This is a genomic window from Ectothiorhodospira variabilis (genome assembly GCF_022227625.1).
In the GTDB taxonomy this organism is placed as follows: Bacteria; Pseudomonadota; Gammaproteobacteria; order Ectothiorhodospirales; family Ectothiorhodospiraceae; genus Ectothiorhodospira; species Ectothiorhodospira haloalkaliphila.
The window spans coordinates 34,304-54,126 of record NZ_JAJNAO010000001.1; the positions used below are offsets into that span (position 1 = coordinate 34,304).

A 19,823-nucleotide genomic window follows, 5' to 3' on the forward strand; every position below is an offset into this window, starting at 1 on the left:
TGTGGAATTCAGCGATACTTGAAGTATCGGTACCACACCAATCCCAGATACTCATGCAACGCAAACCGGGTGCGGGACATGGCGTTGGCCTGGGGAATGAATCCGCGCAAGTCAAAAGACTCGTCAGGGTCGGGTTGACGGTCGAAGGTGGGCACGGCGGTGATCTGAAGGTCTGTTTTTTCAAAGCACCAGCGGGCGCGGGGGATGTGTAGGGCCTGCGTGACCAGCAGGGCGTGAGTCACACCCTCCTCGGCCAGGCGCTGAGCGCTGTAGAGGGCGTTCTCGCAGGTGTTGCGGCTTTCATCCTCCACCCAGCGCACGGGTACGCCGAATTCGTTCTCCAGCAGGCTGACGATCAGCTCCGCTTCACTCAGGGGCTCATCACCGCCCACGCGCCCGCCGCTCACCAGGATGGGCAATCCGGTCTCACGGTGCACCCAGGCCCCGTAACGGGCCCGCTTGAGGGAATAGCGGTTCACGGTATCCTCGCCGCCATACTCCGGAGCATTGGGGCGGCGGCCACCGGCCAGGATGACGATGGCCTGGGCGTCACTGGCAGCGGCTTCGGACAGCGGCACGGCACCGGACCGGGCTTCAAGCCCATGGATCAATGCGTAGGAAACGGCCGGCAGTGAAGCCACGTAGAGCACCCCCAGTCCGAGCCAGATCGCCAGCCGCCCCAACCGGCGGCGCCAGAGCAGCAGGCCCAGCAGGATCAGGATGAGCCCGCCGGCGGGCGGCATGATGAACAGTTCCAGTGTCGTCATGTTCCGAACATTACAACATCCGGACAACATCCGGGACATGAACGCGGCGCTGCCCAGGCTTTACCCATGGGATTGCACCGACGCGCAATCTGCGTTGTCATGTCCCTGCACTGCAACACACACGAGCAGCAAACTGATGAACGAAATCAATCCTGTCAGACGTCGCGCCTTGAAAGCCCTGCTGGCGGGCTCCCTCCTGCCGGCGCTGGGGCCGGTTGGCGCGCTGGCCGCCAGTGATCATGGCGCGGGCGATGCCCCGCGCATCGGCCTGGCACTGGGCAGTGGCGGTGCTCGGGGGGTGGCCCATGTGCTGGTCTTCGAGTTGCTGGAGGAACTGGGCCTGCGGCCTCACCGAATTGCCGGGACCAGCATCGGCGCCATCATGGGCTCGCTGTATGCCTCCAGCATGAGTGCGAAGGAGGTACGGGCGGTGATGGAAGCACTCATCCTGGACGACGAAGACAACAACTGGTTCGAGGACCTGTTCAACGGCAGCTGGACCCGGTGGATCGAATTCATCGAGCCATTCGGCGGCAAGGGTGGCCTGCTGCGCTCAAAGGCCTTTGTGGAGCATCTGGCCAAGGCCACCGGGGTGGAATCCTTCGACGAGTTGAAGATCCCCCTCACGGTGGTGGCCACCGATTACTGGGACCGCTCCCAGGCAGTGTTCGAAGAGGGACCGTTGTGGCCAGCCATTCAGGCCAGCATGGCCATGCCGGGGCTGTTCCATCCGGTGGCCCACAACGGGCGTGTGCTGGTGGATGGCGGCCTGACCAACCCGGTGCCCTACGACCTGCTGCTGGATGATTGCGACCTGGTGATCGCCGTGAACGTGCTGGGCACGCGCCAGCCCGACGAGGACGGAAAGATGGACACGCCCTCGTACTTCGACAATAGCTTCAACACCTTCCAGATCATGCAGTTCTCCATCCTGCAGGAAAAGATGCGCCACCGGCCGCCGGATTTTCTGGTCACACCCAAGATCCGCGATGTGCGGGTGATGGAGTTCAATCGCTACCAGGACATCCTGGAGCAGTCCCGCCCGGCCATCGAGTCCTTGCGTGAGGATCTGAAGGCGCGGCTGGCCCAGGGATGACAGGCCGTTCGGTGATGGAATCCTTCAGGCAGCGACTGGCAGAGCACGGCTTTGTCGCCAACGAGGATCATGAATACCCGGTTCAGTGTTTCCTCTCCGCCCGGGTGGATCATCTGCGCTGCCTGAACATCGAGGGCACCCAGGGCCGGCGGCGCACCGCCTTTGGTCATGCCCTGGGGTATGAGCACATCCTGTATCACGAATACATGCCGCCCCCCTCGCCCGAACCTGTGCGCATCATCCCGGACTGGAACGAAGAAGCCACCGGCGAGCCGCCCATCGACCCGGTGGACCGGGTGCTGGGCGAGGCCTGCGCCCTGAGCGAAGGCGAACCCGCTGTGCTCATCCTGGATCGTCTGCACCGGGCGCCCTTTGCCGAGCACCTGCGCCTGGCGGAGTTCATCCAGCATGGGCTTTGGCACTACGGTGATGTCACCCTCAAGGCCCACCACCGCAATCTGCTGGTGTTTCTCATCTCCGATGAGCCCCTGTATCACACCCTGCAGCAGATGAGCTTTCGCATCTGGGTGGACCCGGAGGTGGACGAGCCCCCCGAGATCACCCCGGCGGCCCTGGGCCTGCCCCCGCAGGCAGGCCCCATGCTCAAGGCCCTGAAGGAGATCTTTTCTGACCTGGGCACGGCCCCAACGCCATTGGAGTATCGGCGCCTGATCCACGACATCCACGTGAACGTGAACACCCTGGAAGACTTGCGGCTGTCCATCTTCGGCTGGGTGGAACACGTGGACCGCAAACACCTGATGTCTGCCCTCATGCGCCGCACCCTGGAGCGGCACATGCCGGTCATCGAGGCTTATGTCTCCGGCACATCCCATCCCACCTCCGCATGGCCTACGGACCATGACGAGGGCGCCACGCCATGACGCGCGGCACCGGTATCCGCTATGATCACCCCATCGAATTCACACCATGAAAACAGCCCATGACGCCCGATCAGGTCAAGACACTCATTGAAACGGGTCTACCCGATGCCCAGGTCTCCGTCACCGGCAGCGAAGGCCATTTCGAGGCCCGGGTGATCAGCGAGGCCTTCGCGGGCCAGTCGCGCATCAAGCGCCACCAGATGGTCAACGCCACCGTGATGAACGAGATCACCAGTGGCGCGCTGCACGCCTTGTCCATACGTACCTTCACGCCGGAAGAAGCCGACACGAACGCCTCCTGATCATGCCGGCGCCGCCTTCCTAGCCTTCACGGAATCACACGATGAAATTCGAGACCCTCGCCGTTCACGCCGGCTTCAGCCCCGACCCCACCACCAAGGCCGTGGCCACCCCCATCTACCAGACCACGTCCTACGCCTTTGACGACACTCAGCATGGGGCCGACCTGTTCGACCTGAAGGTCCAGGGCAATATCTACACGCGCATCATGAATCCCACTACGGATGTGCTGGAGAAGCGCCTCACGGCACTGGAGGGGGGTGTGGGTGCCCTGGGTCTGGCCTCGGGCATGGCGGCGGTGACCTATTCCATCATGACCCTGGCCCAGGCGGGCCATAACATCGTCACCACCAGCACCCTCTACGGCGGCACCTACAACCTGTTCGCCCACACCCTGCCCCGTTACGGCATCGAGGTGCGCTTTGCTGCCCCTGGCGACATCGACGGCATGCGCGCCCTGATGGACGACAACACCCGGGCGGTGTTCTGCGAGACCATCGGCAACCCGGCGGGCAACGTGGCGGACATCGAGGCCCTGGCCAACCTGGCCCATGAGCATGGCGTGCCGCTGATCGCCGACAACACCGTGCCCACCCCGTATCTGTGCCGTCCCTTCGAATTCGGGGCCGACATCGTGGTGCATGCACTGACCAAATACATGGGCGGCCATGGCACCACCATTGCTGGCGCCATCGTCGACTCGGGGGAATTCCCCTGGGAGGAGCACAAGGACAAGTTCCCGGGGCTGTGCGAGCCCGACCCGTCCTATCATGGGGTGGTGTACACCGAGGCCCTGGGGGCCGCCGCCTATATCGGTCGCGCCCGGGTGGTGCCGCTGCGCAACATGGGCGCCGCCCTGTCCCCCTTCAACAGCTTTTTGATCATGCAGGGCATCGAGACCCTGCCGGTGCGCATGGATCGCCATTGCGACAACGCCCTGAAGGTGGCCCAGTTCCTCAAGGAACACCCCAAGGTGAACTGGGTGCGCTTCGCCGGCCTGGAGGATCACCCGGATCACCACCTGGCGCAGAAATACATGAACGGCCGCGCTGCCAGCATCCTCTCTTTCGGCATCAACGGCGGCCGCGAGGCCGGTGCCCGGTTCATCGACGCCCTGCAACTGGCCGTGCGCCTGGTGAACATCGGCGACGCCAAGACCCTGGCCTGCCACCCGGCCACCACCACCCACCGGCAGTTGTCCCCGGAAGAACTGGAACGGGCCGGCGTGGCCGAGGACATGGTGCGTCTGTCCATTGGACTGGAGCACGTGGATGATATCCTTGAGGACCTGGATCAGGCCCTGGCGGCGGCTGGCTGAATGCCCCGCCCGCCTCTTGGGGCGCCCCGCATGACAGACCCATGCCCATGAAGAAGATCAGGATCTCCCACCATGCCCGCCGCCGTTGACGTCAAGGACCTGAGCGCACTGACGCCCATCAAGGAGTTGTCCGAAGCGGGGCTCAAGCGCCTGCTGGGACAGGTGGAGACCACCAGACTCCCGGCAGGCCGCAAGCTGCATGCCAGCGATGAGCGGGAGAACGCCATCTACCTGCTGGATGGCCTGATATCCCTGGTCTGCCGGGGCAACCCCACCCGGGTGAAAGGGGGCTCGGATCGCGCGCGCCTGCCCCTCTTCAGCGACCGCGTGCAGGGGGAGTTTGCCTTGGCCGAGGCGCCCTCCACCCTGCTCAAGGTGAACAAGCAGGCATTTTCCGACCTGCTCAACCAGGAGCGCACCTCTGGCTTCGAGGTGGTGGATACCGAGGCGACGGCGGAGGAAGGGGCCATCGTGCAACAGCTCTATCTGGCCACCGCGCAGAAGAAGCTGGAATTACCCCCCATGCCTGAAGTGGCCATGCGCATCCAGAAGATGGCCGACGACCCCAATGTGGGCGTGAACGAGATCACTCAGGTGGTGCAGATGGATCCGGCCGTGGCAGGCGCCCTGCTCCACGCCACCAACAGCCCCCTGTATCGCACGGCCAAGCAGATCAGCAACATCCGGGACGCCGTGGTCCGACTGGGCTTCAATACCACCAAGACCCTGGCCTTCAACCTGGCCATGCGCCAGACCTTCCAGAGCGACTCCAGCCTGGTTCGGGAACGCATTCACCAGGTGTGGGAACACAGTGTGAACGTCTCGGCCATCGCCTATGTGCTGGCCAGGCACTTGCGGGGCTTCGATCCGGATCGGGCCCTGCTGGCCGGGCTGATGCATCGCATTGGTGCCGTCCCCATCCTGAACTTCATCGGCAAGAACCGCCTGGAACTGAGCCCCGAAGCCATGGAAGAGGCCGTCAACAAGCTCAATGCCCTGGCGGGCGTGCTGGTGATGAATTACTGGGGCATGGATGACGAACTCATCGCCGTGGTGGAACAGGCCGATCAGTGGACGCGGAATGAAGGGCCCAAGGCCGACTATTGCGACCTGGTGATCGTCTCCCAGCTATTCGCGCTGCGTGATACCCCCAAGGGCCAGGCCCTGCCGCGCACCGATGAAGTGCCCGCCTTCGCCAAACTGGAACTCGGCCCCCTGGACGAGAACCTGAACCTGGAGGTGCTCAAGGAGGCCGAGGGAGAATTGCAGATGATCCGGCAGGTGCTCCATGGTTGATGCAGTCGATACCGCCACACTCGAGAAGCTGGCCTATCTGAACGAATTGGGGCCGGCCGCCCTGGAACAACTGGCCAGGAAGACCCAGAAACTGCCCTTGAAGACCGGCTCGAGGATACAGGCCGGGGACCAGGCCCGCTGGATGCTCTACCTGCTGGACGGCAAGATGAGCCTCTTCTCCGACGGACAACCACTGGTCGTGGAAGCGTTCAGTCGGCGGGCCCAGCAACCCATCTTCGGGGCCAGCCGCCTCCAGGAATATGCCGTCGCCCTGTCGCAATGCCAGGTACTACGGGTGGATCGCAACCTGTTCGATACCCTGAGCCAGCAGCAGAGTGAGGCCGGTTACGAGATTGAGGAAACCACCCTCAGCGACGTGGAAAGCGAGATCTTCTCCAGCCTCTATCAGCGCATCATCACAGGCCAGCTGACCCTGCCGGCGCTACCGGAAGTGGCCACCAGGATCCAGTCCGCCATCAACGACCCCAGGATGGATTCCACCCGCCTGTCCCGCATCGTGCAGATGGACATGGCGGTCACCGGGGGGCTCGTCAAGGCGGCCAATAGCGCCCTGTATGGGGGCGCGGCCCCGGTGCACAATGTCCGCGACGCCATCACCCGCCTGGGGCATGCTGCAACCCGTCAACTGGTCATCAGTATCGCCATGAAACAGGTCTTCAAGACCTCGGTAAGGGGGTTTCAGCGACGCATGCTGGAACTGTGGGATCGCAGCGTGAGGGTGTCGGCCCTGAGCTTCGTGCTGGCACGCCACGGCACCCGCTTTGACCCGGAGCATGCCCTACTGGCCGGCCTGCTGCACCAGGTGGGCATGGTGCCGTTGCTGGACTACCTGGGCCAGAATCACCCCACAATGGAGGATCACGAGATCGACGCGATCCTCAAACGCCTGCACCCATTGGTGGGGGAACTGGTGATCAACGATTGGGGCCTGGGCCCGGATGTGAGCACCGTGGTGAGAGAGGTCAATCAATTCGAACGCAATGGCAGCGCCCCACCAGACTATTGCGATGTGGTGCTGGTGGCACATCTCTATGCGCTCACGCATCCACGCAAGGGATGGCCCATGGCCGAGGCTCCGCGCTATGACCAGGTGCCTGCCTACCGGAAGCTGGGCCTGGAGCCCCCCAACGACGAACTGAAGCTGGACCTGTTTGAAGAGGCAGAGCAGGAGATCCGTCAGGTGATGGACATGCTCAAGAGCCCGTCCCCGGCCTGAATCCCCCCACGCCACCCGGGGGCATGCCCGCGCCTTGCGCATGGGCTGTTAGAATGGGGCATCAAAGCCCGGCCACAAACACACCAAGGCCCGGGCACGGCACAGGATTCCCCCATGAACGACACCACCAAGCGCCCCGTTCGGGGCGAGAAGCTGCGCGCCGCCGACAAGGTGGCCCGCATCCCCGTGAAGATCACACCTACCGAGCGTCCGCCACGCAAACCCGCGTGGATCCGTGCCCGCGCCCAGGGCAGCCCGGAGGTGCAGCGCCTCAAACGGGTGCTGCGCGACAGCCATCTGCACACGGTCTGCGAGGAGGCTGCCTGCCCCAATCTGGGCGAATGCTTCGGGCACGGCACGGCCACTTTCATCATCATGGGCGATATCTGCACCCGTCGCTGCCCGTTCTGCGATGTGGCCCACGGCCGGCCCAACCCGCTGGATCCGGAGGAGCCGGAAAACCTGGCCCGCACGGTCCAGGCCATGGGCCTGCGCTATGTGGTGATCACCTCGGTGGACCGGGACGACCTGCGCGATGGCGGCGCCGGTCACTTCGTGGAGTGCACGGTGCGCACCCGCGCGTTGAGCCCGGATATCCGCATCGAGGTACTGGTTCCGGATTTTCGTGGCCGCATGGATCTGGCCCTGGACACCCTGGAGAAGGGTCTGCCCGATGTGTTCAATCACAACCTGGAGACAGTGCCCCGGCTGTATCGCCAGGCCCGCCCCGGGGCCGACTATGCCTGGTCGCTGGAGCTGTTGCGGGCCTTCAAGGCGCGCCACCCCCACATCCCCACCAAGTCGGGCCTGATGCTGGGCCTGGGGGAGGAGATGGATGAGGTGGAGGCCACCCTCAAGGACCTTCGGGAACACGATTGCAAGATGCTCACCCTGGGGCAGTACCTGCAGCCCTCACGGCATCATCTGCCGGTGAGCCGGTTCGTCACCCCCGAGGAATTCGAGCACCTGGCCCAGGTGGCCTATGACCTGGGCTTTCGCCAGGTGGCCAGCGGCCCCATGGTGCGCTCCTCCTACCACGCCGACCAGCAGGCGGCCGCCTATGCCCGGAAGCAGGACTGAGCTCCATGGATGATCAGGCCCTGCTGCGCTACAGCCGCCAGATCCTCCTGCCCCAGGTGAGCATCGAGGGACAGGAGCGCCTGGCTACCGCTCACGTCCTGATCATCGGCCTGGGTGGGCTGGGCAGTCCGGTGGCCATGTATCTGGCGGCCGCCGGCGTGGGCCAGCTCACCCTGGTGGATTTCGACACGGTGGACCTGTCCAACCTGCAGCGCCAGATCATCCACACCAGCGACCGTATTGGCCAGCCCAAGGTGCACTCGGCCCGTCAGACCCTGGAGGGGATCAATCCCACGGTGCGTATCCACTGCATCGACCAGGCCCTGGAGGGAGCGGCGCTGGAGGATGCCGTGCGCGGGGTCGACCTGGTGATGGACTGCACGGACAATTTCGCCACGCGCTTCGCCGTCAATCGGGCCAGTGTGGCCACGGGGACACCGCTGATTTCCGCTGCAGTGATCCGCATGGAGGGGCAGATCACGGTGTTTGAGCCGGGCAATCCCGACAGCCCCTGCTATCAGTGTCTGTACGGTGAGGGCGAGGAGACGGGAGAGACCTGTTCGGAGACGGGTGTTCTGGCCAGCCTGCCCGGGGTGATGGGCACCCTGCAGGCCACCGAGGCCCTCAAGTGGCTGGTGGGGTTGCCGACGCTGAGGGGGCGTTTGCTGCTACTGGATGCCATGGGCATGGAGTGGCGCAGCATCCGGGTGCCGAAGGACCCGGGGTGCCCGATATGTGGATCAAAGGCCCAGGACCCCCTTCTCCCCTCGGGGGAGAAGGGCCGGGGATGAGGGGAGAAGCGGCGGCAGTGGGGCTACCCCCTTCAGAGCTTCTTCTTCAGCAACTCATTCACCTGCGCCGGGTTGGCCTTGCCCCCCGTCTGCTTCATCACCTGGCCCACGAAGAAGCCAAAGAGCTTGTCCTTGCCACTGCGATACTGTTCCAGTTGCTTGGGATTGTCGGCGATCACCTGGTCGATCACCTGCTCGATGGCACCCGTGTCCGTGATCTGCTTGAGGCCCTTGGCCTCGATCACCGTGTCGGCGTCGCCCTCGCCGGCCCACATGGCCTCGAAGACTTCCTTGGCGATCTTGCCAGAGATGGTGTTGTCCTGGATGCGCGCCAGCAGGCCGCCCAGCGCCTGAGCTGACACGGGACTGTCGCCGATCTCGCGGCCCTCCCGGTTCAGGGCACCGGAGAGTTCGCCCATCACCCAGTTGGCGGCCATCTTGGCCTGGCCGGCATCCGCCTGCGCCACCACCTCCTCGAAATAATCCGCCATCTCACGACTGGTGGTGAGGGTGGCCGCATCATAGGCCGACAGACCGTAGTGCGTCTTGAAGCGGTTCTTCTTCTCGTCCGGCAATTCCGGCAGCTCTGCCCTTATCTGTTCAACAAAGGTGCTGTCGATATCCAGCGGCAACAGGTCGGGATCGGGGAAATACCGATAATCGTTGGCCTCTTCCTTGGAACGCATGGAGCGGGTCTCGCCCTTGTCCGGGTCGAACAGGCGGGTTTCCTGCACCACGGCACCGCCCCCCTCCAGCACATCGATCTGGCGCTCCACCTCGAACTCGATGGCCTTCTCCAGAAAACGGAAGGAGTTGAGGTTCTTGATCTCGGTGCGGGTACCGAACTTCTCGGTCCCCCGGCGGCGCACCGACACGTTGGCGTCACAGCGGAAGGAGCCTTCCTGCATGTTGCCATCGCAAATGCCCAGATACCGCACCAGTGAGTGCATCTTCTTCATGTAGGCCACCGCCTCCCGGGGGGAGCGCATGTCCGGCTCGGAGACGATCTCCAGCAGCGGCGTGCCTGCCCGGTTCAGGTCGATCCCGGTCATGCCATGGAAGTCCTCGTGCAGGCTCTTGCCCGCATCCTCCTCCAGGTGCGCCCGGGTGACGCCGATGGTCTTGGTCTCGCCATCCTCCAGCTCAATCTCCAGATGGCCCCGACCCACCACCGGCAGCTCGTACTGGGAGATCTGGTAGCCCTTGGGCAGGTCGGGATAGAAGTAGTTCTTGCGGGCAAACACTGAACGGGGCGTGATCTCGGCATCGATGGCCAGGCCCAGCTTCACGGCCATGGCCACCGCCTTCTCGTTGAGCACCGGCAACACGCCCGGCAGGCCCAGATCCACGGCACAGGCCTGGGTGTTGGGCTCCGCCCCGTAGGCCGTGGAGGCCCCGGAGAAGATCTTCGACCTGGTGGACAACTGGGCATGAATTTCCAGCCCGATGACCGTTTCCCATTCCATACAGTGATCCTGATGTTTGACGTAAGACGGGGAATGATTTGCGGCGACCGCGGCTTACTCGAAGCCGCCCGGGGCCATCCGACACCATTCCGTGCCCAACTGGTACTGGTGGGCCACCCCGAGCAGGCGGGCTTCCTCGAAGTAATTGCCGATGAGTTGCAGGCCCACGGGTAGCCCATCGCTGAAACCGGCGGGCAGCGACATGGCCGGCAGGCCAGCCAGGTTCACGGCGATGGTGTAGATATCCGACAGATACATGGTGACCGGGTCATCCGTCTTCTCACCCAGCCGGAAGGCCGTGCTCGGGGCGGTGGGCCCCAGGATCACGTCCACATCCTTGAAGGCAGTGGCGAAATCCTCGGCGATCAGCCGGCGGATCTTCTGCGCCTTGAGGTAGTAGGCATCAAAATACCCTGCCGAGAGGGCGTAGGTGCCCACCATGATGCGTCGCTTCACCTCGGGGCCGAAGCCCTCGCCGCGGGAGCGCATGTAAAGGTCCAGGAGATCCTTCGGGTCCTCGCAGCGATAGCCATAGCGCACGCCGTCGAAGCGGGCCAGGTTGGAGGAGCATTCGGCCGGGGCCACCACATAATAGGCAGCCACAGACAGATCCGAGTGGGGCAGATCCACCTCCACGAACTCCGCCCCCAGGCCCTTGTAGTGGGCGATGGCCTCATCCACCACGCGAGCCACCCCCGCATCCATGCCTTCCCCGAAGAACTGCTTGGGCAGGCCGATGCGCAGACCTTTCACCGGGGTGTTCAGGCGCTTGGTGAAATCCTCATCGGGGCGCTGGATGCTGGTGGAATCCCGCTGATCGAAGCCCGCCATCACGTTGAGCATCAGCGCGCAATCCTCGGCGGTGCGGGCCATGGGGCCACCCTGGTCCAGGCTGGAGGCGAAGGCGATCATGCCCCAGCGGGACACGCGACCGTAGGTGGGCTTGATGCCGGTCACACCGTTCAGCGCGGCCGGCTGGCGAATGGATCCGCCGGTATCGGTGCCCGTGGCCCCCGGCGCCAGACGTCCGGCCACCACTGCGGCGGAGCCGCCGGAGGAGCCACCGGGCACCCGCTCGGTATCCCAGGGATTCTTCACCGGGCCGTAGTAGCTGGTCTCGTTGGAGGACCCCATGGCGAACTCGTCCATGTTGGTCTTGCCCAGGATGGGGCAGCCCGCCGCCTTGAAGCGTGCCACCACCGTGGCGTCATAGGGGGCGATGAAGTTATCCAGCATCTTCGAGCCACAGGAGGTGCGTGTGCCCTCGGTGCAGAAGATGTCCTTGTGGGCAATGGGCACCCCGGTGAGGGGGCCGGCATTCCCCTGGGCCCGGGCCTCGTCGGCGGCCTTGGCCGCTTCCATGGCCTGCTCGCCGGTCACGGTGACATAGGCGTTGATGGCGTCGTCCAGGGTCTCGATGCGGCGCAGGTAGTGAGCTGTCAGCTCGACACTGGAGACCTCACCGTCCTTGAGAGCGGTGGCGAGTTCGGCAATGGACTTCTCGTGCATGGATCGTTCCGTGGTTGAAGACGGTCAAAGGGCTCGCGGGGACGGCTGAGAAGGAGTGGCCACCGCCACGGAGGGGCCTACTCGATCACCTTGGGCACCAGATAGAGGCCGGATTCCACGGCCGGGGCGTTACCCTGGAAGTGATCCCGCTGGTCGGTCTCGGTGGGCTCGTCGGCGCGCAATCGCTGGGAGGCATCCAGCGGGTGGGCCATGGGCGTCACGCCCTGGGTATCAACCCCTTCCATCTGCTGCACCAGCTCCAGAATGTCGGAGAGGTTGCGGGCGTAACCCTGCAGATCCTCTTCCTGGACACTGAGCCGGGCCAGATGGGCGATCTTGCGCACCTCATCGAGTGACAGCGACATGACATGCTCCGGGATCACGAATACTTGGGTTAAGCGGCGTAAAGTAGCATAGTTGACGCCTTGCCCAAAGCCTGCGGCGGTTGCTAGAGTAGCGCCTTTCGCAGGCGACGCCACACAAAAACCCATGCTCAGCCGTCTACTCGGTCTACTCTCCAACGACATCTCCATTGATTTGGGCACTGCCAACACGCTGATCTACATGCGTGGCAAGGGCATCGTGCTCAACGAACCGTCGGTGGTGGCCATTCGCCAGGACCGGGGACCGGGCGGCCCGCGCTCGGTGGAAGCCGTGGGCACCGCGGCCAAAAAGATGATCGGCCGCACGCCTGAGAACATCCAGGCCATCCGCCCCATGAAGGATGGCGTGATCGCCGACTTCACCACCACGGAGAAGATGCTCCAGCATTTCATCCGCAAGGTGCATCACCATCGCATGTTCCGCCCCAGCCCCCGGGTGCTGGTGTGCGTGCCCTGCGGGGCCACCCAGGTGGAGCGACGCGCCATCCGTGAATCGGCGGCGGGCGCTGGCGCGCGGCGGGTGTACCTGATGGAAGAACCCATGGCGGCAGCCGTCGGCTCGGGCATCCCCGTGGACGAAGCGCGCGGTTCCATGGTACTGGACATCGGCGGCGGCACCTCCGAGGTGGCCGTCATGTCCCTGAATGGCATCGTCTACTCTTCTTCAGTACGTATCGGCGGTGACACCTTCGACGACGCCATCATCGCCTATGTGCGGCGCAACTACGGCATCCTCATCGGCGAGGCCACCGCCGAGCGCATCAAGCACGAGATCGGCTCCGCCTACCCGGGCAAGGAACTGCTGGAGATCGAGATCAAGGGCCGCAACCTGGCCGAGGGTGTACCCCGCGCCTTCACCCTCAACAGCAACGAGATCCTCGAGTCCCTGCAGGAGCCGCTGCATGGCATCGTCAGTGCCGTGCGCACGGCACTGGAGCAGACGCCCCCCGAGTTGGGCTCCGATGTGGCCGAACGGGGCATCGTGCTCACCGGCGGTGGAGCGCTGCTGCGTGACCTGGATCGTCTGCTGATGGAAGAGACCGGCATCCCCGTGGTGGTGGCCGACGATCCCCTCACCTGTGTGGCTCGTGGCGGTGGCAAAGTGCTGGAAATGCTCGACGAACACGGAGCCGACTTCCTGTCCGTTGAGTAACACACCGCACGGGAGGGCCCACCATCAAACAGCCGCTCTTCATCCTGGGGCCCTCGCCGGCATTCCGTCTGGCCCTGGTGGTCGTCCTGTCCCTCGTGCTGATGACCGTGGACCACCGACACCATCATCTCCAGGACGTGCGTTCCTGGCTGTCCTCGGCCGTGTATCCCATCCAGTATGCCGCTGACCTGCCCGTGCGCCTGAGCGTCTGGGCAGGCGAACAGTTCTCCACTCATCAGTCCCTCGTGGCACACAATCGCGCCCTGCAGGAGGAGAAACTGCTGCTGCGTTCACGCATGCTGCGCTTCGAGGCCCTGGAGGCGGAAAACGCCCGTCTACGGGAGTTGCTGGACACCGCCGAGCGCCTGCAGGAGCAGGTGGTCATCGCACAACTGCTATCGGTGGACCTGGACCCCTTCCGTCAGCAGGTGGTGCTGGACAAGGGCAGCCGCCATCAGGTCTATCCCGGGCAACCCCTGATCAATGCCGCCGGGGTGGTGGGCCAGATACTGGAGGTTCACGCCTTCAATAGTGTGGCCCTGCTGATCTCCGACCCGAGCCACGCCCTCCCCGTACAGGTGAACCGCACAGGGTTGCGCACGCTGGCCGTGGGCACTGGCAACCCGGAGCGCCTGGACCTGCGTTTCATTCCCCCCAGCGAGGACATCCGCCGCGGTGACATCATCAGCACCTCGGGGCTGGGGGGACGTTTCCCGGCCGATTATCCGGTGGCCCAGGTCACCCGGGTGGAACGTCCCCCCGGCGAATCCTTCGCCCGGGTGGAAGCCCGGCCGCTGGCACGCCTGGATCGCTCCCGTGAGGTTCTGCTGCTATGGCCCGCGCAACCCGACCAGGACCCGGACACCCCTTCGGATCTTGCGCCCCCCGAGCCCACCGAACCGCCCCCCGCGGATGACGCCGACGACCCGGACGTGGACGAGGTGATCCATGGGTGAGTGGCGCGCACGCCTGCTGGTGATCCCGATGACTTTCGTGGGGGCGCTGGTCCTCACGGTGATGCCGCTGCCCGAGGAACTGGCCCCCTGGCGGCCGGAATGGCTGGCCATGACCGTGCTCTACTGGACCCTCGCCCTGCCCCGGCAGGTGGGCGTGGGCACGGCCTGGTTCCTGGGCCTGCTGCTGGACGTGACTCAGGGCGCCCTGCTGGGGCAACACGCCCTGGGGCTGGCCGTGATCGCCTGGATCAGTCTGCGCCTGCATCAGCGGGTGCGCTTCTTCCCCGTCTGGCAGCAGGCGGTCACCGTGGGCGCCCTGCTGGCCGTGCATCTCATGCTGGTGCTCTGGGTGTATGGCATCACCGGCATGGCCCCGGGCACGTGGTTGTACTGGGCCCCTCTGGCCAGCAGCGTGCTGCTCTGGCCCCTGGTGTTCTTCGCGCTGCGGGGCATCCGGCGGCGCTGGTGTCTGTCCGTGGGCTGAGGCCGCTCAGCGCACCCGCCGCAACAACCAGCGCACATCCAGCCCGAAGGACAGCGTCAGCGCCAGCAGCGCCGAGGCCGCCAGCCAGGTGGCCGCGACGGGGCTGACCACCCCGGGCAGACAGGCCAGCAGGGCCAGCACCTGCCAGACGCACACGGCCTTGCGCCGATGGCTGTCGGGCAGGGCCTGCTGCAGTCGAGGCTCCCAATATCCGGCAGCCACGAAGGCGTAACGCATCAGGCCGATGGCCAGGACCCACGCCCCCACCTTGCCCGACAGGGCCAGCCCCAGGCACAGCACCAGGATCAGGGCCGCGTCCAGTTCCATGTCGAAACGGGCGCCGAAGGCCGTGGCGGCGTCCAGCCGTCGGGCCAGCCAGCCATCCAGGCCATCCAGCAACAGGGCCGCCACGGCCAGACCGGCCATCAGCGTACCGTGCTCGCGGTACAGCTCCGGCTGCATCAGGGCACCTGCCAGCACACAGGCCGGGAGGGCGCGCACCAGGGTCACCCGGTTGGGCCAGCCGAACCCGCCCGAGGGCGCCGGCCAGGCTCTCAGCAGCAGCAGGGCCAGCAGCGCATAGGCCAGGATGGCCCCGGTCGCGGCCATCAGGGACAGCGGCCCCGCACCCATCAGCCACGCCAGGCCCGCCAGCAGCAGGCCCAGGGCCACCAGCAAATCAGGGAGCAGGCGCCGGGGGGGCGACTTTGGATCAGCCACCCTGCCCTTCAATATCTCTGCCGCTTTATCCACGTCGCGCGCGCTCCCGATGCCTGATGCTGACCGATGCCTGCGGGCCGGCAGGCCCATGCGGGGGAAGACACTCGGCCCGTTCGGGCCTATGCTGCCCCTGAAGCCACTGACAGGCGCCGACGCCGAAAGATTCCGCCATGTCCACCGACAGTGCCGCCGCCACCGCATTCTGGATACCCGGCCCCGGTCAGGGAGAGCTGCGCCGGGAGGCAATACCGCCGCTGCCCGCCGGCCAGGTGCGGGTGATGGCACTCTACAGCGGCATCAGCCGGGGCACCGAGTCCCTGGTGTTTCAGGGGCGCGTGCCGCCCTCGGAGCATGAGCGCATGCGTGCCCCCTTTCAGGCTGGGGCCTTTCCCGGACCGGTGAAATACGGTTATGCCAGCGTGGGCCGGGTGGAGGCCGGCCCTGACGAGCTGGAGGGCCAGAGGGTCTTCTGTCTGCACCCCCACCAGGATGTTTATCAGGTGCCTGCCACGGCGGTGACCTCGCTGCCCGAGGACCTGCCCCCGGGGCGGGCCGTGCTGGCGGCCAACATGGAAACCGCCATCAACGGCATCTGGGATGCAGGGATCAGCCCCGGGGATCGGGTGTGCGTCATCGGCGCCGGGGTGGTGGGTGCCCTGCTGGCCTACCTGGCGGCACGCATCCCGGGCACGCGGGTGACCCTGGTGGATCTGCAGGCCGAACGGGCCCCACTGGCCCAGGCCCTGGGGGCCACTTTCGCCCTCCCGGAGCATGGCCCCTCGGAACAGGACCGGGTGATCCACGTCAGCGGCCAGCCGGCCGGACTGGTGCGGGCCCTGGAGCTGGCGGGCCACGAGGCCCTGGTGCTGGAGATGAGCTGGTATGGCGACACGCCGGTCACCCTGCCCCTGGGCGAGGCCTTCCATGCCCGACGGCTCACCCTGCGCTCCAGCCAGGTGGGCCAACTGCCGCCAGCGCGTGCGCCCCGCTGGGATCATCGCCGCCGTCTGGCCCTGGCCCTGGATCTGCTGCGAGATCCGGTGCTGGACCGGTTGATCAGTGGCGAATCGGATTTTGCTGACCTTCCCCGTGTGATGCGCTCGTTGGTGGAGGGGGCAGGCCAGGTGCTCTGTCATCGGATTCGGTATCCCGCCGCGATGTCCAACCCTTGAATACATTCCAGGAGAAGCCCCGTGTACATGGTGAACGTAAGAGATCACATGATGATCGCCCACAGCTTCAGCGGCGAGACCTTCGGACCGGCCCAGCGCCTGCACGGCGCCACCTACGTGGTGGATGCCTGCTTCAAGCGCAAGGCACTGGATGAGGAGAACCTGGTGGTGGACATCGGGCGGGCGAGCGAGGTGCTCCATCAGATCCTGGGTGAGTTCAACTATCGCAACCTGGACGAGGTGGAAGCCTTCCAGGGGCAGAACACCACCACCGAGTTCATGGCCCGGGTGATCTTCGACCGACTCGCGGTGGCCATCCGCGAGGGACGTCTGGGGGCCTCGGCCCGGGGTCTGTCTGCCCTGGCGGTGACCCTGCATGAGTCCCATGTGGCTCAGGCAGGCTTCGAGGGCCCGCTTTGAATCATCGGCTCACCCTGCTGGTGCCGGGAGATCCCGGGCAGATCACCGGCGGCTATCTGTACGACCGGCATCTGGCCCGGGAGCTGGAAGCGGCGGGCTGGACCGTCACACCAACGGGGCTCGACGGCGCCTTCCCCGGCCCTGATGAAACGGCCCGACGGTCGCTGGATCAGGCCCTGGCAGCCCTGCCAGCGGGTTCCCGCGCCCTGCTGGATGGTCTCGCCATGGGCGCCTTTCCCGGGGTGATCGACACCCACGCGGACCGCCTGGACCTGACCGCCCTGGTGCATCATCCGCTGGGGGATGAAAGTGGCCTGGCGCCCGCCCGGCGTGATCAGTTGCTGGAGCTGGAAACCCGTGCCCTGGAACGGGTGAGCCGGATCATCGTCACCAGCGATTTCACCGCCCGGCGCCTGGAGGCACTGGGCCTGCCGCCGGCATCGATCCACGTGGCACCACCAGGGGTGGCGCCGGCCCCCTTGTGCGCCATCGCCCGGGATAATGCGACCCTTGGGGAGCAGGCCATCCCGCAACTGCTCTGCGTGGCCCACCTGGCCCCCCGCAAGGGTCATGATGTGCTGCTGGAGGCCCTGAATCATCTGACGGACCTGCCCTGGCACTGCCACTGGGTGGGCTCCACGGATCGTGATCCCCCGTGGACGGATGGCTTGCGCCGACAGTGTCGTGCCCTGGGCCTCGGGGGGCGGGTCACCCTGCACGGTGAGCTTGGCGCCGAAAGACTGGCCGCGGCCTTCGACGCGGCCTCGGTATTCGTGTTGCCCTCCCGCTACGAGGGCTATGGCATGGTGGTGACCGAGTCACTGGCCCGGGGCCTGCCGGTCATCACCACCACCGGCGGCGCCCTGGAGGACACCCTGCCCCCCGGAGCCGGACTGGCGGTGCCGCCCGATGACGCCCCGGCCCTGGCCGACGCCCTGCGGCGGTGGCTCACGGATGCCTCGCTGCGGGCCCGGCTGATCGCCGGGGCGCGGGCCGCCCGGGAGCGCCTGCCCGACTGGTCGGAAACGGCCCGACGGGTTGCCGTGGCACTGGACATGCCGCCCCGCCTCGGGGATGCGGGCTTTGCCGGCGACTGGCTGGCCCTGCGTGCCGCTGCCGACATCCGCGCCCGACACCCGCGCCTGGCCCGGGCCGCCGCGGCCTGGCTGAAACATCGCTGCGAGGCGCCCCATCCCATCCTGGACCTGGGGGCCGGCTCCGGCAACAACCTGCGCCACCTGGCACCCCGGCTACCCGGACCACAGCACTGGACGCTCTGGGACCAGGATCCGGATCTGCTGGCGGCAGCCCTGGCGGATGCGCCGCCCCATGATGCCCATGGGGGCAACGTGATGCGACAGGTGCGCACGGCGGATCTGAACGATCTTTCGGCTGCGGATCTGGCAGGCACGCAACTGGTCACCGCCTCCGCCCTGCTGGATCTGGTGTCGGCCAGGTGGCTGTCACAGCTGGTGGATGCCTGCGCGCATGAGGGCACTGCCCTGCTGCTGACGCTATCGGTGGACGGCTCGCGGGGCTTTCTGGATGCCAAGGGCCGGCGACAGGACGATGCCGAGGATGCCTGGGCAACAACCCTGTTCCACGCCCATCAGCGGCGCAACAAGGGCCTGGGGGCGGCCCTGGGACCTGAGGCCCCGTCCCGTCTTGTCCAACTCCTGCAGGCCCGGGGTTACCGGGTGCACCAGCGCCCCAGCCCCTGGTGTCTGCCGGCGGGCAGCGAGGAGGCTCGCACCCTGGGGGTGGCCACGCTGGCCGGCTGGCGGGAGGCCCTGCTGGCGCAGGCCCCCGGGGAGCGGGCGCGCATCATTGCCTGGCACGGGGCCCGGGGCGAGGCGCTGCGGGAGGGCCATCTGGGCTTGTGGGTGGGCCACCGGGATGTCTTCGCCCGCCCCGGGATCAGCCCCTGAGATCCACGTCGAACAGGGTGTCCTCGCCACAGGTGAAGCGACGCACCCGGGGCCTCAGCGCCTGATCCAGGGTGTCGATGGGCGGCAGCGACAGCCCCGGCCGTCCGGAGCCGATCACCATGGGCGCCACCAGCAGATGCAGCCGGTCCAGCAGCCCCGCCTCAAGAAACCGTGACACGGTCACGCCGCCGCCTTCCACCAGCACCCGCCGATAGCCCGCCCGGGCCAGGCGGCTCAGCACCTGCTGGGGACGGATGCGCCCCATAGCCTCGTCCGTTTCCAGGTGCAGGCAGCGCACATGGGTGGGCAGATCCGGCATCGGGCCCACATCGTGACCCAACAGCAGCAGGGTGGGCGGCGTCGCGGCATCCGCAGCCGCCTCGAACAGGGGGCCCTCATGGGGCACGCGCCCGCGCGGGTCCAGCACCACACGGGCCGGGCTGGTCCCGGGCGCGTGGCGCACCGTCAGTTGCGGTCGATCGGTGGCGGCGGTACCGGCGCCCACGAGCACGGCATCCGCCAGGGCCCGCAGACGGTGCAGATGCACCCGCGCCTCCCAGCCGCTGATGTAATACGAGGCCCCGGTGTGGGTGGCGATGCGCCCATCCAGACTCTGACCCAGCTGGCCCACGACCCAGGGCCGGTCGTGGGCCGCCAGGGGGAGAAGGCAGTCCAGCATCCGGGCCACCTCCGGTTCGATCAGGGCATGACTGCGCCAGTGCCCGCCAGCGGTGATCTCCAGCTCCCCGCCGGGGAGGTGCCAGAGGCCGCGGGGCTGCCGGCTCCAGTCATGGTCACGCACCTGCAGGATCAGCGACCAGGCCAACTCGGGTGTCTCCAGCGATGCCATCTGATGCTCCATT

At 66.2% G+C, this 19,823-nt stretch carries 20 protein-coding genes; 14 read left to right on the top strand and 6 right to left on the bottom strand.

The features are described from left to right. Positions 1–8 precede the first annotated feature (8 nt). Positions 9–767 (bottom strand): YdcF family protein, encoded by a 759-nt coding sequence (locus LPW30_RS00130; protein ID WP_239679782.1) that lies wholly within the window; start codon positions 765–767, stop codon positions 9–11. Positions 768–903: 136 nt separating this feature from the next. Between LPW30_RS00130 and LPW30_RS00135 the strand changes: the two genes are divergently transcribed. The 8 genes from LPW30_RS00135 to LPW30_RS00170 all read left to right on the top strand — a co-directional run bounded on the left by LPW30_RS00135 (position 904) and on the right by LPW30_RS00170 (position 8,769). Then, entirely contained in the window at positions 904–1,863 is a 960-nt protein-coding gene (locus LPW30_RS00135; RefSeq protein WP_025280486.1) for a patatin-like phospholipase family protein, read from the top strand. Beyond that, the gene (locus LPW30_RS00140) at positions 1,860–2,747 is read left to right on the top strand and encodes a hypothetical protein (protein ID WP_239679783.1); all 888 of its coding nucleotides are present in this window, start codon (positions 1,860–1,862) and stop codon (positions 2,745–2,747) included. The genes LPW30_RS00135 and LPW30_RS00140 overlap by 4 nt, the downstream gene beginning before the upstream one ends. Positions 2,748–2,806: 59 nt before the next feature. Then, positions 2,807–3,049 carry a BolA family protein gene (locus LPW30_RS00145; RefSeq protein ID WP_239679784.1) on the top strand — a complete coding sequence of 81 codons (243 nt, stop codon included), beginning with the start codon at positions 2,807–2,809 and terminating at the stop codon, positions 3,047–3,049. A gap of 41 nt (positions 3,050–3,090) precedes the next feature. Then, complete coding sequence (locus tag LPW30_RS00150) at positions 3,091–4,365, top strand: O-acetylhomoserine aminocarboxypropyltransferase/cysteine synthase family protein (RefSeq protein WP_238623926.1); 1,275 nt, start codon at positions 3,091–3,093, stop codon at positions 4,363–4,365. A gap of 72 nt (positions 4,366–4,437) precedes the next feature. Further along, entirely contained in the window at positions 4,438–5,661 is a 1,224-nt protein-coding gene (locus LPW30_RS00155; protein ID WP_239679785.1) for an HDOD domain-containing protein, read from the top strand. Then, positions 5,654–6,898 (top strand): HDOD domain-containing protein, encoded by a 1,245-nt coding sequence (locus LPW30_RS00160; RefSeq protein WP_239679786.1) that lies wholly within the window; start codon positions 5,654–5,656, stop codon positions 6,896–6,898. The genes LPW30_RS00155 and LPW30_RS00160 overlap by 8 nt, the downstream gene beginning before the upstream one ends. A 114-nt stretch (positions 6,899–7,012) precedes the next feature. Beyond that, positions 7,013–7,978, top strand: coding sequence for a lipoyl synthase (gene lipA, locus LPW30_RS00165; protein WP_239679787.1), 966 nt, complete (start codon positions 7,013–7,015; stop codon positions 7,976–7,978). A gap of 5 nt (positions 7,979–7,983) precedes the next feature. Next, positions 7,984–8,769, top strand: coding sequence for a HesA/MoeB/ThiF family protein (locus tag LPW30_RS00170; protein WP_238623937.1), 786 nt, complete (start codon positions 7,984–7,986; stop codon positions 8,767–8,769). Between the two features lie 32 nt (positions 8,770–8,801). Here LPW30_RS00170 and gatB read toward each other — a convergent pair whose 3' ends face one another. From gatB to gatC, 3 genes are all read right to left on the bottom strand, one after another. Then, positions 8,802–10,235 carry an Asp-tRNA(Asn)/Glu-tRNA(Gln) amidotransferase subunit GatB gene (gene gatB, locus LPW30_RS00175; protein ID WP_238623938.1) on the bottom strand — a complete coding sequence of 478 codons (1,434 nt, stop codon included), beginning with the start codon at positions 10,233–10,235 and terminating at the stop codon, positions 8,802–8,804. 54 nt (positions 10,236–10,289) lie between these two features. After that, positions 10,290–11,744: an Asp-tRNA(Asn)/Glu-tRNA(Gln) amidotransferase subunit GatA gene (gene gatA / locus LPW30_RS00180; protein WP_238623939.1), complete on the bottom strand. Its 1,455-nt coding sequence runs from the start codon at positions 11,742–11,744 to the stop codon at positions 10,290–10,292. A 77-nt stretch (positions 11,745–11,821) separates the two neighbouring features. Beyond that, the gene (gene gatC / locus LPW30_RS00185) at positions 11,822–12,109 is read right to left on the bottom strand and encodes an Asp-tRNA(Asn)/Glu-tRNA(Gln) amidotransferase subunit GatC (RefSeq protein WP_238623940.1); all 288 of its coding nucleotides are present in this window, start codon (positions 12,107–12,109) and stop codon (positions 11,822–11,824) included. Positions 12,110–12,233: 124 nt separating this feature from the next. On the opposite strand from gatC, the gene LPW30_RS00190 reads away from it, so the two are divergent. The 3 genes from LPW30_RS00190 to mreD are packed head-to-tail and all read left to right on the top strand — an operon-like array spanning position 12,234 to position 14,720. After that, positions 12,234–13,280, top strand: a complete 1,047-nt coding sequence (locus LPW30_RS00190; protein WP_025280475.1) for a rod shape-determining protein — start codon at positions 12,234–12,236, stop codon at positions 13,278–13,280. A 23-nt stretch (positions 13,281–13,303) separates the two neighbouring features. Further along, positions 13,304–14,236 carry a rod shape-determining protein MreC gene (mreC, locus tag LPW30_RS00195; protein ID WP_420797708.1) on the top strand — a complete coding sequence of 311 codons (933 nt, stop codon included), beginning with the start codon at positions 13,304–13,306 and terminating at the stop codon, positions 14,234–14,236. Beyond that, on the top strand, positions 14,229–14,720 hold the full coding sequence (gene mreD, locus LPW30_RS00200; RefSeq protein WP_239679789.1) for a rod shape-determining protein MreD: 492 nt from the start codon (positions 14,229–14,231) through the stop codon (positions 14,718–14,720). The genes mreC and mreD overlap by 8 nt, the downstream gene beginning before the upstream one ends. 6 nt (positions 14,721–14,726) lie before the next feature. Here mreD and LPW30_RS00205 read toward each other — a convergent pair whose 3' ends face one another. Further along, on the bottom strand, positions 14,727–15,440 hold the full coding sequence (locus LPW30_RS00205) for a CDP-alcohol phosphatidyltransferase family protein (RefSeq protein WP_239679790.1): 714 nt from the start codon (positions 15,438–15,440) through the stop codon (positions 14,727–14,729). A gap of 170 nt (positions 15,441–15,610) precedes the next feature. Here LPW30_RS00205 and LPW30_RS00210 point away from each other — a divergent pair, with 170 nt between their 5' ends. From LPW30_RS00210 to LPW30_RS00220, 3 genes are read left to right on the top strand one after another with little or no spacing between them, the layout of a single operon-like run. Continuing rightward, complete coding sequence (locus LPW30_RS00210; protein WP_239679791.1) at positions 15,611–16,612, top strand: zinc-dependent alcohol dehydrogenase; 1,002 nt, start codon at positions 15,611–15,613, stop codon at positions 16,610–16,612. 21 nt (positions 16,613–16,633) lie between these two features. Beyond that, complete coding sequence (locus LPW30_RS00215; protein ID WP_025280468.1) at positions 16,634–17,032, top strand: 6-pyruvoyl trahydropterin synthase family protein; 399 nt, start codon at positions 16,634–16,636, stop codon at positions 17,030–17,032. Then, positions 17,029–18,960, top strand: coding sequence for a glycosyltransferase family 4 protein (locus LPW30_RS00220; protein ID WP_239679792.1), 1,932 nt, complete (start codon positions 17,029–17,031; stop codon positions 18,958–18,960). Before LPW30_RS00215 ends, LPW30_RS00220 begins: the two co-directional genes overlap by 4 nt. Here the strand turns inward: LPW30_RS00220 and LPW30_RS00225 are convergent. Beyond that, positions 18,950–19,822, bottom strand: coding sequence for a RibD family protein (locus LPW30_RS00225; RefSeq protein WP_239679793.1), 873 nt, complete (start codon positions 19,820–19,822; stop codon positions 18,950–18,952). The genes LPW30_RS00220 and LPW30_RS00225 overlap by 11 nt on opposite strands. Position 19,823: the final 1 nt, after the last annotated feature.

What these genes read in the sequence shown, in the direction of transcription:
- LPW30_RS00130 (WP_239679782.1), bottom strand. Translation starts at nt 767, where the DNA reads ATGACGACACTGGAACTGTTCATCATGCCGCCCGCCGGCGGGCTCATC.
- LPW30_RS00135 (WP_025280486.1), top strand. Translation starts at nt 904, where the DNA reads ATGAACGAAATCAATCCTGTCAGACGTCGCGCCTTGAAAGCCCTGCTG.
- LPW30_RS00140 (WP_239679783.1), top strand. Translation starts at nt 1,860, where the DNA reads ATGACAGGCCGTTCGGTGATGGAATCCTTCAGGCAGCGACTGGCAGAG.
- LPW30_RS00145 (WP_239679784.1), top strand. Translation starts at nt 2,807, where the DNA reads ATGACGCCCGATCAGGTCAAGACACTCATTGAAACGGGTCTACCCGAT.
- LPW30_RS00150 (WP_238623926.1), top strand. Translation starts at nt 3,091, where the DNA reads ATGAAATTCGAGACCCTCGCCGTTCACGCCGGCTTCAGCCCCGACCCC.
- LPW30_RS00155 (WP_239679785.1), top strand. Translation starts at nt 4,438, where the DNA reads ATGCCCGCCGCCGTTGACGTCAAGGACCTGAGCGCACTGACGCCCATC.
- LPW30_RS00160 (WP_239679786.1), top strand. Translation starts at nt 5,654, where the DNA reads ATGGTTGATGCAGTCGATACCGCCACACTCGAGAAGCTGGCCTATCTG.
- lipA (WP_239679787.1), top strand. Translation starts at nt 7,013, where the DNA reads ATGAACGACACCACCAAGCGCCCCGTTCGGGGCGAGAAGCTGCGCGCC.
- LPW30_RS00170 (WP_238623937.1), top strand. Translation starts at nt 7,984, where the DNA reads ATGGATGATCAGGCCCTGCTGCGCTACAGCCGCCAGATCCTCCTGCCC.
- gatB (WP_238623938.1), bottom strand. Translation starts at nt 10,235, where the DNA reads ATGGAATGGGAAACGGTCATCGGGCTGGAAATTCATGCCCAGTTGTCC.
- gatA (WP_238623939.1), bottom strand. Translation starts at nt 11,744, where the DNA reads ATGCACGAGAAGTCCATTGCCGAACTCGCCACCGCTCTCAAGGACGGT.
- gatC (WP_238623940.1), bottom strand. Translation starts at nt 12,109, where the DNA reads ATGTCGCTGTCACTCGATGAGGTGCGCAAGATCGCCCATCTGGCCCGG.
- LPW30_RS00190 (WP_025280475.1), top strand. Translation starts at nt 12,234, where the DNA reads ATGCTCAGCCGTCTACTCGGTCTACTCTCCAACGACATCTCCATTGAT.
- mreD (WP_239679789.1), top strand. Translation starts at nt 14,229, where the DNA reads ATGGGTGAGTGGCGCGCACGCCTGCTGGTGATCCCGATGACTTTCGTG.
- LPW30_RS00210 (WP_239679791.1), top strand. Translation starts at nt 15,611, where the DNA reads ATGTCCACCGACAGTGCCGCCGCCACCGCATTCTGGATACCCGGCCCC.
- LPW30_RS00225 (WP_239679793.1), bottom strand. Translation starts at nt 19,822, where the DNA reads ATGGAGCATCAGATGGCATCGCTGGAGACACCCGAGTTGGCCTGGTCG.